Raw genomic sequence first — 9,846 nt, forward strand, 5'->3', positions numbered from 1 at the left:
ATTTATCCGTCGAGTGCCGCTCAATATATTTATGAACATGACTGCAGTACTTGGTATGGAAACTCCGGATCACCTGTTGTTGACTTAAACACAGGTGAAGTTGTTGGAATTCATTATGCTGGCGCACACCATAAACACAACAGAATAAGAAGTAATTGGGCAGTTAGGTCCACATATCTCATAGAGCTTCTCCATGAATTAAAAATATTCTGCTAGACTTTATCCATTTCAATAAACAATAAAATCCAATTTTTTCAACTAAAACTAATTAGCTTATGAAAAAAATTACATTTAATAACTCTTCATATAAAAGTAAAATATTAAAAGATAAAAAAGATATTTCTAATGAAAAAGATAATTATGAACGTTGGGGGTTTTATCAAATTATAAACAGTAAAGAAAATCCAGACGAAGTATTTGATGGTGTACTAACTAATTATAAAACTCAGAGGACTGAAATACAACAAAAAATTCAAGAAGTGTATGATACAGATATTGAAAGATGTAATACACATATCAGTTCTATTCAAGAAGACATCCAAAAACAAAAAGACCGACTTCAAACGTATGAAGAAAATATTAGCACTTATATCGAAGAACAAAAAATAATTGAAGGAGATATAAAAAGTCTTGAAGAACGTTTGAGTGAATCTGTAGAAAATCTTGGAAAAAAGAAAGCTAATCTTATCAAAAATAGAATCAATGAAGTAAAAGAGGAACTCGAGGAGTTAACAAATACATTTAAAGATATTACACAACAAAAATATGACATCAATAAACGAACCTATGATGAAAACAAAGAGGCTTTATTAAAAGAAGCAAAACTATTTGAACGAATGGCTAATCGTTATGAAGCTGCTTATGACCGCGTTCAAGAAAATATAACACGATTATACAACAAAGGAATTACAATTGGAGTTTCGAAGTTTTTCCTAGCTACTGGTGTGTCTGCAACTGCAGTATCGGGTTGGTTTTTTTCAATTTTTTCCTCTCAAAAGAATTTAAATAGCGATGGCTGGTTGTTTTTTATTTTAAATTCATTAATGGAGTTTGGAAATGGGATTAAAGACGATGAACCATTTAAAAGGTGGCAATGGCTAATAATTTTAATAATAAGCCTTATAACTATACTAGCAGTAATTGGCTTAGTTGCATGGTGTTGTGAAAAACTTATGACCAAATCTAATAATAAACATGAAAGTTATCAGAATTTAAAAGTACAAGCCAACTGGGAAGATGCCATACAATTCGATAAAAAAATAAAAAGTAATTCTTTCTATAATATGTGGTTACAACTCCTGCCCTATTTTTTGATCTTAGGTATTATTTATATTGTTATACAAGCAGGTAGTAATTTAGATAGTTTAACTCAATTAGATAAATCTTTATCAGGTCAATTAAGCGGAAGTATCTTATCGCTAATGATTGGAGGATTAGTATATGCGTATATTATTAACATAATAGTTCCAAGATTCAGAACAAAAAGCAAAGACTCTTATGAAAAAGAAAAGGCAACACAAACTGCCGTTTCTATGTTGCTGAAAAATATAGAGATTGTCATATTATTCATAGCGCTACTTATCACTTTTTTAATTATGTTTATTAATAATGAACCAGGTACAATTGCTATTATGGGATTTGTAATAACTAGCGTAATTACGGGCTTCTTATTAGGAATCGGACTCCGCTACAAAGGTTTATTAACTACTCGAAATAATATAGAATACGATTTAATGTGGTTTCAAAACCAAATAAAATATAGAACGCGTCCTATTCCTTTATTTCTTACTAGTTCTGAAAATAGATTATTTAAACAAAAATATCTTACGCTTCAAAGAGAATTGATGAAACTATTGATTTTAAAAACAAAATCAATAAGAAACGTATGGTATGCTCCTCCAATTATAGCAAGAGGCAAAACCTATAAATTTTATAATAAATTATTAAATCTTGTAAAAAAGCAGGATAACAGGAATAAGCCATACTTAAGTATTTACGAAGATGTCATTTTTCCAGAAGAAAAATCAATTATTGAAAGTATACAAGGAAAATTAAAGGCTAAAGATAAAAGCTATTCTGATTTAGAAGAAGTTATAAATACGTTACGAGAAGAAAGATCTACATATCAAAAAGAAAAAAGAAAATCAATAGAAGGGCTTATAGAAGATATTGATATAAAGAGAGAAGATATTTCTGAACGCACTGACTTATACAGGTTGCAAATCCGAGATTATCAAGAAGAAACTCAGTATCAAGAAACGGCTCTCTACGAAGGGTATGATTTAGCAAAATGGTTCATTCAAAATAGTTTAAACTAAAAAACAATATCATGAAAGACTTTTTAAAAAAAGCAATTGAATGGTTTTCTAATACAAAAAGTACGCCTGCAAATGGTAAGTTATATCCAAACCTTCCGAGTATGAAAAAATACTTTGGAGATGCTCTAAACATCAAAAAAATAGACCAAGATGCAGAAGTTTCTAAAACACTCAAAGAGTTTTTAGATACGATTAATGAAAACGGACAACAATTCAGGTCTATTGGAGAAGATGATGGAACGTATGGTATTGTAGAAAACTCTATGAAAGATATTATGCGAAACATGGCTTCAAGTTTACGAAGCTATGTAGAAACAATATTTATTGGGTTGAGAAATAATTTAAAAACTCAAACAGAAAGTAAAAAAGAATTTGTTAAAGATGCAAAAGAAAAACACGAATCGGATGCTAAATACTTAAAAAAACTAACCAATTTATATAGATGGAAACCAAAATCATTTTCTTTACCAATTGGCCTTTTATATCTAGCAGCAGGAATTACTATGGTCCTTGCAGATGTCTATTTATTGGTTGGATTTGTTGAAGAAATAGCAAATAATTACGATGAAGCATTAATTATATCTACAGGAATTGGCCTTAGTACGTTTTATATCAAAATATTTTTTGATCAATATTTATTCTTTTCAATAGAAAAATCAGTTACTAGATATAAAAAAGAAAACCTTCCAGGTATTAAGGATGAAAATGAAGCTGATATTAAAGTTATAAAAAGGACATATAACTTTCGCTTTTTTTTTAATCTATCAATATTGATAATATGCATATTAACATTTATATTTTTAGCCTTTTTTAGATTTGAAACTTTTCTAATTCAAAACTCTAAAGCTGCTTCAACTATTACTCAAATCACATTTATCTTTATTTCATTATTATTCCCATTAATTGGAGGAATTTGCGCTGCCGTTGGATTAAATAAAATACAAAATTTCTCGATTTTGAAAACAGCAAAAAATCAATTTGAAGAGAACACAAATGAATTAAGACTTCTACAAAAAGAATTAAGTAAGTTGGAACAACTTCTACAAAACTGCGAAAGCTATGTCAAATGGTGTGATATCAATGGGGATTTCACCAAAAATAGTACTGATTTTTTCTATGCATGTTACCTTCATGGATATGAATTAGGTTTTAAAAAACAAACTATAAATATGGACTTATTTCAACGTGCCAAAGAAATGCGTAAACAGTTTGCCGCTAGAAACTCATTACGCAATGCCCCAACATTAAAAACTTTTAAAAATTAAAATTATGAAAATTAAACTCACAATGTTATTATTAATATTATCGATATTAATATTTAAATCATGTACAGTAAATACAAAAAATGAAAGCCCTCTAGAAATAATTGCCTTTTGTGATATGACAACAAGTTTAGATACAATTAGCATAAAAAAATTAGCAAGAGATGTTAGAAATATGATTACGAAAGTTCCTTATGGAACAGTCATTAACATATATCCAATCAATGATAATACTTTTACTGACAAAATTTTCACTATTCCCTACAGAAATATTGATAAAAGATCTAAAAAGCAAAAAAGAGAAGAAATGGAAACTAGAAAATCTGAGGGTGAAAAAATAGAAAAAATTATTATAGATAATTACACTAAAATGAATAAAGACTCTAGTTCAGAATACAAAAGTTGCATCATTTCAAGCTTAGAAACTGTATATGACATTGTCAAAACGAATGGAAACAAAGACAATATACATGTCGTTTTTTTCTCAGATATGATAGAACAATGTGAAATATCTATAGCAGATAAAATGTATATGTGTAGTAACAAGTTAAATCCAAAAAAAGAAGACTTAATTCAACAAGTAAAAGAAAAATATATTCCAAATTTTAATATAAAAAAACTTATTGGAAATAGAGTAACTGTAATCGTTTCTACCAACTTAAAAAAACATGTTAGATGTCTTCAAGAATCTGAAAGAAAAGCTGTTTGGAAAGAAGTATTTAAAAAAGTAGGCTACTCAGCAGAAGATTTTGAATCTTTTCATTTTAATCAAAATTCAAGAGATGATTGGAGCACATTAGGACAAAACCCAAATGTTAAGTAAGGTATTTCCGTAATGTTCTTTTCGTAGTTTTTTATACATTTTGAACATTAACCAAAAAGAAATAATCATGTTAAAAAACATTTCAAATTTAAAAGGGGCAAAAGTTCTAAGTAAAAAAGCACAAAAAGTAGTAGGTGGAATGAGACCTAGACCTATTTCACAACCATGTGGCGGAACAGGTGGAATACCTATTAGTTGGTCGCAAGATCGTTGCTTTGGTTGGGGAATTGTTTGGTACAATAACCAATGTTATGCATGTTACTAAGATTGTTGAATCCATTTAAAATTATTAATTATGAAAAAAAGAAATTTAAAAGCATTAAAGCTTAACAAAAATTCAATTTCTAGCCTTGAAAGTAATGTAGTAAAAGGCGGATATCAATCTGAAAATGGTTCATGCTTTTGGCAAGACTGTCCATCAAGAGATCCTGATTTTATGAGCGATTGCTATTGTCCATACAATGGCGGTGGCGGTGGTAATAACACAGGTAACTGTCCACAAACACAGGCTAATTGTGGTTCTGGCGGTTCTTGTGATTGGGAAGATTGTTAGAAATATTAATTATTAAAACGAAAACTCATGAAAAAAAGAAATCTTAAAAGTTTAAAACTCAACAAAAAGTCAATTTCTAACTTGGAAACTTCCACACCTATTCGCGGAGGCGGTTCTAATAACAGACAATGTTATTCTGAAGAAAGACCAACCATTTGTTATTGGATAGCAGGTTGTGAAAGTAATCGTAGGACACTTTGTTGTTAAAAAAACATAAATTGAAATCATTAAGCGAGCTTCGGTTCGCTTTTTTTTATGGAAAGAAGTCACCTAAATAGTCTTTCAAACAAAACAGAAACAAATTGTTGGTTTCTCAAATTCATTTCGACGAAAGTTAAAGAACGTTAAAAATAGATTTCAATACATGAACTTTTCTATTTTTGATGCTAACTGAACCAAATGTGTCCTAATGAGAAAATTATTACTGTTTATTTTAGTGAATTGTGCTTTTATTACTTCAACTACAGCGCAAAAACCAGATAAACTTTCCTCCAACCAAATCTACGAGAAAGTACAAAAACTCAACTTTTTAGGGTCTGCACTTTATATTGCAGCACATCCTGATGATGAAAATACGCGACTTATCGCCTATTTGTCCAATCAAGTAAAAGCGCGTACAGCCTATTTATCGCTTACACGTGGTGATGGTGGACAAAATTTAATTGGTCCTGAAATCAGAGAACAATTAGGTGTCATTCGTACACAAGAATTACTCGCTGCGCGTCATGTTGATGGCGGACAACAGATTTTTACACGTGCCAATGACTTTGGATACTCAAAACATCCTGATGAAACTTTAGATATTTGGAACAAAGACGAAGTATTAAGCGATGTGGTTTGGGCAATTCGTAAATTTAAACCAGACGTAATTATCAATCGTTTTGATCATAGAACGCCAGGAAGAACGCACGGACATCACACTACGTCTGCCATGTTAAGTATGGAAGCGTTTGATTTGGCTGGCGATAAAACAAAATATACTTCCCAATTAGGAACGTACGATACTTGGCAACCAACACGTTTATTTTTCAACACATCTTGGTGGTTTTACGGAAGTCGTGAAAAATTTGAAAAAGCCGATAAGAGTAAAATGCTCAACTTTGATATTGGTGTCTATTATCCACTAAAAGGATTGTCAAACAACGAATTGGCTTCTATGGCGAGCAGTCAGCATTTATGTCAAGGTTTTGGACGATTGACTTCGCGTGGAACGCAACAAGAATATGTAGAATTTTTAAAAGGAGATTTTCCGCAAGATAAAAGCAATATATTTTCAGGAATTGATACTTCTTGGAGTCGTTTAAAAGGTGGAAAAGCTATTGGAAATATTTTAGTTGCGATTGAAAAAGATTTTGACTTTGTAAATCCTACTTCACATTTACCAAAATTAATGGAAGCTTATGGACTGATTCTAAAGTTAGAAGATGAACACTGGAAAACGATTAAGCTTGCTGAGATTGAAACTATTATTCAGGCTTGCGCCGGATTGTACTTAGAAGCATCTGCAGCAGCATCAAGTGCCACACCAAGAGCTAATGTAAAAGTAAATATTGAAGCACTAAACAGAAGCAATACAACTATTCAATTGGTTTCAATGACTTCTACAAGCGATCAAAAAACAGACGCAAAAAACTTAGATTTGGCGGCTAATAAAAGAGAAAACCTTCAATTTGACATCAATTTAGCAACCGATAAATCGTCTGCGCCGTATTGGTTATTTGAAAAAGGAACGTTGGGAATGTACAACGTAGCCGATCAACAGTTACGTGGATTGCCCGAAACGCCAAGACCTGCAACTATTAAATTCAATTTAAAAATAGACGGAAAACCAATTACCATTACAAAACCTGTTGTATATCGTTATTCAAAACCAGACAAAGGTGAATTGTATCAACCATTTGAAATTTTACCAGAAGTAACTGCGAATTTTAAAGACAAGGTTATTATCTTTTCTGATGATAAAACGAAAGAAATTCCAGTAACGGTTAAAGCCGGAAAAGATAATATTGACGGCTATGTTTCTATAAAACATCCGTATAGCTGGAAAGTCTATCCTGCAAAGCAAAAAGTAAATATTGAACAAAAAGGAGACGAAGTTACCTTAATGTTTACGGTAGTACCGCCATCAACGCAAAGCGAAGGTGTATTAACTCCGGAAGTATTTATTGGTGATAAAAAATACACACAGGCTTTAAACGAAATTGAATACGATCACATTCCAAAACAATCGGTTTTATTACCTGCGGAAACAAAAGTGGTACGTTTAAATATTGATAAAGTAGGACAATATATTGGGTATATTCAAGGTGCTGGAGATGCAATTCCAGAAAGTTTGCGCCAAATTGGATACAATGTAGATGTGATTGATCCGTCTTCCATAAATGCCGAATCGCTTGCAAAATATGATGCCATTGTTGTGGGGATTCGTGCTTACAATACGGTTGATGAATTAAAATTCAAGCAAAAATATATTTTAGAATATGTTAAAGATGGCGGAAATGTAATTGTACAGTACAATACCAATCGCCGCGTAAAAGTAGATCCGAGTGAATTGGCGCCGTACAGTTTAAAACTTTCTAGAGATCGTGTTACAGACGAAAATGCAAAAGTAGATATCATTGCTAAAGAGCATGCGGTTGTAAACTTTCCAAATAAAATAGAAGCAAAAGATTTTGAAGGTTGGGTTCAAGAACGTGGATTGTATTTTCCAAATAGTTGGGCTGATGAATTTACACCAATTCTTTCCATGAACGACAAAGGTGAAACTGCAAAAAAAGGAAGTTTGTTAGTTGCCAAATATGGAGAAGGAAACTACATTTATACTGGATTGAGTTTCTTCCGCGAATTGCCTGCGGGCGTTCCTGGCGCATACAAACTCTTTGCAAATATGATTTCTGTAGGGAAAGCAAAAATTGTAACGCAACCAGAACTAAAAAACTAAGCCATGAATACTGAAAAATTTGTTTGGAAAAAAATGTATACGATCATTTTGATAGCCAACTTGGCGTATATCCTTTTCTTTTACCTAATCATGAATATTTTTTCATAACCCACATCACATGCAAGCATTAGACTGGACTGTATTAATAGGAACATTGGCCGCAATTGTTGGTTATGGAACTTGGAAAACACGCGGAAGCAAAAACGCAGAAGATTATATACGAGGCGGAAGCACCACAAAATGGTGGACCATTGGTTTGTCGGTGATGGCAACACAAGCAAGTGCCATTACCTTTTTATCGACCACAGGACAAGCATTTAGCGACGGAATGGGATTTGTACAATTCTATTTTGGAGTTCCAATTGCCATGGTGATTATTTGTATGGTCTTTATTCCGCTGTATCATAAACTTAAAGTATATACTGCGTACGAATTTTTGGAGAATCGTTTCGATCTAAAAACTAGAAGTTTAACTGCAATTTTATTTCTAATTCAGCGTGGATTGGCGGCTGGAATTACCATTTTTGCGCCTGCCATTATATTGTCAATTGTGTTAGGATGGAATTTAGTAACCTTAAACATCATCATTGGTGCTTTAGTTATTATTTATACCGTTTCTGGTGGAACCAAAGCTGTGAGTGTCACGCAAAAGCAACAGATGTTTGTCATTTTTGCAGGAATGTTTGCTGCACTTTTTATCACCTTAGATTTAATTCCTGATGATATAAGCTTTACAAGTGCGCTTGATATTGCTGGCGCGAGCGGAAGAATGGAAGTCTTAGATTTTTCATTTGATTTAGAGAATAGATATACGATTTGGACAGGAATCATTGGAGGAAGCTTCTTAGCGCTCTCCTACTTCGGAACCGATCAAAGTCAAGTACAACGGTATCTTTCTGGGAAATCTGTGAAGGAAATGCGTTGGGGAATGATGTTCAACGGATTGCTAAAAGTACCAATGCAGTTTTTTATTCTTTTGGTGGGAATTATGGTTTTTGTATTCTATCAATTCAATCCTGCACCATTAAACTTCATTGATGCATCTACCGAAAAAGTATTGGCTTCAGAATATAGCAATGAATACAAAGCTTTACAAGACAAGCAAGCTGTATTATTCGATCAGAAAAAAACAGTCAGTTTACAATTGGCAAAATCATACAATGTAGCTGATAAGAAGAAATTATTCCGTTTAGATAGTATTGAAAAAACATACCGAGCAGAATCAAAATATTTAATAAAACGTACCATTGATCCGGAATACGGGAAAAAACATGATGCGTTAACAGAAGAATTGGCCGCACTTAAAACGAATCCAGAAAGTGAAGCATACAAAGAGAAACAAGCAGAACTTAAATCATGGTATAAAGAAGCTGCAAAAGACAGCGAAACCAATGACCGTGATTATATGTTTATCTCGTTCATTCTAAAATACTTACCACACGGATTAATTGGATTGTTATTGGCGGTAATTCTATCCGCAGCCATGTCGTCTACAGCTTCTGAAATAAATGCTTTAGCTACTATTACTTCTATCGATTTGTACAAACGAAACTTAAAAGAAGAAAAAGACGATGCACATTATGTAAAAGCAACTAAATTATTCACCTTAGGTTGGGGAATTGTTGCGATTATCATTGCTTGTTTTGCGAGTTTGGCAGAAAATTTAATTCAATTAGTAAACATTATCGGTTCTATTTTCTACGGAAATGTATTGGGTATTTTCTTGTTGGCATTCTTCTTTAAAAAGGTAAAAGGAAACGCCGTTTTTACAGGCGCTTTAATTACGCAAGTCCTTGTAATTATTATTTATTACATGAAAATTATGCCATTTTTATGGTTAAATGTAGTTGGTTGTGTATTGGTTATTTTCTTGGCAACAATTTTACAAGCAACGCAACGGAAAACAGCTTAAATGTTTATGAAAGGTTAAAATAGTTTTTATTTTCAAC

General features: G+C 32.2%; 9 protein-coding genes. All 9 read left to right on the forward strand.

Annotated elements, in window-relative coordinates; genetic code table 11:
- Positions 1-216: trypsin-like peptidase domain-containing protein (locus AB8B65_RS11670; protein ID WP_405301196.1), on the forward strand; the 216-nt coding region annotated here is incomplete at its 5' end.
- A gap of 59 nt (positions 217-275) precedes the next feature.
- The gene (locus AB8B65_RS11675) at positions 276-2,318 is read left to right on the forward strand and encodes a hypothetical protein (protein WP_405301197.1); all 2,043 of its coding nucleotides are present in this window, start codon (positions 276-278) and stop codon (positions 2,316-2,318) included.
- A gap of 11 nt (positions 2,319-2,329) precedes the next feature.
- A complete protein-coding gene (locus tag AB8B65_RS11680) occupies positions 2,330-3,583 on the forward strand; it encodes a hypothetical protein (protein WP_405301199.1) in 1,254 nt (417 codons plus the stop codon).
- A 4-nt stretch (positions 3,584-3,587) separates the two neighbouring features.
- Positions 3,588-4,403 (forward strand): hypothetical protein, encoded by an 816-nt coding sequence (locus AB8B65_RS11685; protein WP_405301201.1) that lies wholly within the window; start codon positions 3,588-3,590, stop codon positions 4,401-4,403.
- 67 nt (positions 4,404-4,470) lie between these two features.
- On the forward strand, positions 4,471-4,668 hold the full coding sequence (locus AB8B65_RS11690; RefSeq protein ID WP_405301202.1) for a hypothetical protein: 198 nt from the start codon (positions 4,471-4,473) through the stop codon (positions 4,666-4,668).
- A gap of 30 nt (positions 4,669-4,698) precedes the next feature.
- Positions 4,699-4,956 carry a hypothetical protein gene (locus AB8B65_RS11695; protein ID WP_405301203.1) on the forward strand — a complete coding sequence of 86 codons (258 nt, stop codon included), beginning with the start codon at positions 4,699-4,701 and terminating at the stop codon, positions 4,954-4,956.
- Between the two features lie 27 nt (positions 4,957-4,983).
- Entirely contained in the window at positions 4,984-5,163 is a 180-nt protein-coding gene (locus tag AB8B65_RS11700; protein WP_405301204.1) for a hypothetical protein, read from the forward strand.
- Between the two features lie 202 nt (positions 5,164-5,365).
- On the forward strand, positions 5,366-7,897 hold the full coding sequence (locus tag AB8B65_RS11705; protein ID WP_405301205.1) for a PIG-L family deacetylase: 2,532 nt from the start codon (positions 5,366-5,368) through the stop codon (positions 7,895-7,897).
- A gap of 118 nt (positions 7,898-8,015) precedes the next feature.
- Entirely contained in the window at positions 8,016-9,809 is a 1,794-nt protein-coding gene (locus tag AB8B65_RS11710) for a sodium:solute symporter (RefSeq protein ID WP_405301207.1), read from the forward strand.
- Positions 9,810-9,846 lie beyond the last annotated feature (37 nt).

The organism is Kordia sp. (genome assembly GCF_045105435.1).
Classification (GTDB): domain Bacteria; phylum Bacteroidota; class Bacteroidia; order Flavobacteriales; family Flavobacteriaceae; genus Kordia.

Bases quoted from the DNA above. Each gene is read 5' to 3' on its own strand.
- AB8B65_RS11675 (WP_405301197.1), top strand. From the start codon at position 276: ATGAAAAAAATTACATTTAATAACTCTTCATATAAAAGTAAAATATTA.
- AB8B65_RS11680 (WP_405301199.1), top strand. From the start codon at position 2,330: ATGAAAGACTTTTTAAAAAAAGCAATTGAATGGTTTTCTAATACAAAA.
- AB8B65_RS11685 (WP_405301201.1), top strand. From the start codon at position 3,588: ATGAAAATTAAACTCACAATGTTATTATTAATATTATCGATATTAATA.
- AB8B65_RS11690 (WP_405301202.1), top strand. From the start codon at position 4,471: ATGTTAAAAAACATTTCAAATTTAAAAGGGGCAAAAGTTCTAAGTAAA.
- AB8B65_RS11695 (WP_405301203.1), top strand. From the start codon at position 4,699: ATGAAAAAAAGAAATTTAAAAGCATTAAAGCTTAACAAAAATTCAATT.
- AB8B65_RS11700 (WP_405301204.1), top strand. From the start codon at position 4,984: ATGAAAAAAAGAAATCTTAAAAGTTTAAAACTCAACAAAAAGTCAATT.
- AB8B65_RS11705 (WP_405301205.1), top strand. From the start codon at position 5,366: ATGAGAAAATTATTACTGTTTATTTTAGTGAATTGTGCTTTTATTACT.
- AB8B65_RS11710 (WP_405301207.1), top strand. From the start codon at position 8,016: ATGCAAGCATTAGACTGGACTGTATTAATAGGAACATTGGCCGCAATT.